The 1793-nt window shown below is 39.4% G+C and carries 1 protein-coding gene; it reads left to right on the top strand.

Annotation, left to right across the window (positions count from 1 at the left end; genetic code table 11):
* On the top strand, positions 1 to 1680 hold a 1680-nt coding region (locus tag AC52RT_RS06105), incomplete at its 5' end, for an endonuclease/exonuclease/phosphatase family protein (protein WP_495539921.1).
* Between the last annotated feature and the right edge of the window lie 113 nt (positions 1681 to 1793).

The raw sequence follows: 1793 nt of genomic DNA, 5'->3' as shown, positions 1-1793 counted from the left end.
GATTTTTATGAGAGTTTAGAAGGGATGCTCGTTCAGCTGGATTCTCCAAAAGTAGTCGCACCACAAGAGTATGGCGAAGTGATTGTCGTGCCGGGAAACTACCAAACGAATACAGCGGCGGGCGGCCTTAAATACACAGAGTCTGATGGAAACCCTGAAAGAATAAGCCTGTTGATTAACGACCGTAATTACGTGGCCAAAACAGGGGATTACTTTGTTGGGAACATCACAGGCGTTGTCAGTTATGGCTTTAGTAACTATAAGGTACTAACGGATAAAGCTACATTACCTGAGTTGAAAGATGGAGGAACAAAACGGGAAGTTACTTCAATTGAAGCAGATCAGAAAAAATTGACCATTGCTTCCTATAATCTAGAAAATTTCTCAGCTGAATCCGCTGATGATAAATTAACGAAGTTAGCTGAGGCGATTGTGACGAATTTAAAATCGCCCGATATTATTGGTTTAACTGAAATGCAAGATAATGATGGAGAAAAAGACACTGGAAATACAGATGCAGCTCAAAGTTATGAGAAGTTAATAGGGAAAATTAACGAACTAGGTGGGCCGGTCTATCAATATACAGATATTGCACCGGAAAATAATCAAGATGGCGGTGCTCCTGGTGGGAATATCCGTGTTGGGTTTTTATATAAGCAAGACAAAATATCGTTAACTCCTGGAGAGAAAGGCACTGCAACACAGGCTGTAGGCTTCAGTGAGGGTACACTTACGCTGAATCCTGGACGCATAGATCCAATGAATCCAGCTTTCGCTTCAAGCCGTAAGCCGCTTGCAGCACAATTTGAATTTAATGGTGAAAAGGTAATTGTTGTAGCCAATCATTTTAATTCCAAAGGCGGAGATCAACCACTATTCGGCAAAAATCAGCCGCCAGTGCTTTCTAGTGAAATTCAACGCCTGCAAATTGCGTCAATCGTAAATGGGTTTGTGAAAGATGTGAAAGCGAAGGATGAGCAGGCGAATGTCGTGCTATTAGGAGACTTCAATGACTTCGAATTCTCGAAACCGCTTGATGTGTTAAAAGGAAGAGAATTGACGAATATGGTCGATACCGTACCTTTTGCTGAACGCTATTCCTACACATATCAAGGAAATTCACAGGTACTGGACCATATCCTTGTGAGCAACAATATGGCAGCTAAGACAAAAGCAGAAATTGTCCATATTAACTCTTCATTTACGGAAGCAGATGGCCGGGCAAGTGATCACGATCCACTAATTATTCAAACTGAATTAACGGCACAGAAGAAATACAACAAGATTTATAATCTTGTCGGTTACAAAGCTAAAAAACTAGTAATAGATACAGAGAATTCCTTAGTCAGGATGGATCGTACCTCGTCTATTAAAGAAGGAATCTGGGTAAAAGCAACCGCTACACTAAACGGTGAAGGCCTAGAGAAAACGAAGATTATCATCAGCCCTAAGAAGCCAAATTCAATAGTAGACTTTGAAGGGTCAGTGGTTAAAGAAGTTCTGATTGAAAACAATAAAGTTAAAGAAATTCGTGGAGCAGAACACGTGAGGAAATGGAAAAAAGGAAAACACGTAGACGCTAGCCTGATCACCTTCTATCATTCGAACGGTGAAAAAATAGCATCACCATTTAAAGAAAAGAAAGAGAAGCATAAAAAACCAGGAAAAAAAGCTAGTTAAGTATATGCATTGGAAAGCAACATCACTTTGATTAGTGTTGTTGTTTTTTTATATATCACAATATCTTCAAGGGTTTTTGTCATTAATTAGTAGTATTTGAAATAAGAAATAGA

Source organism: Peribacillus sp., assembly GCF_059453735.1.
This window is presented reverse-complemented; position numbering and strand designations above follow the sequence as displayed.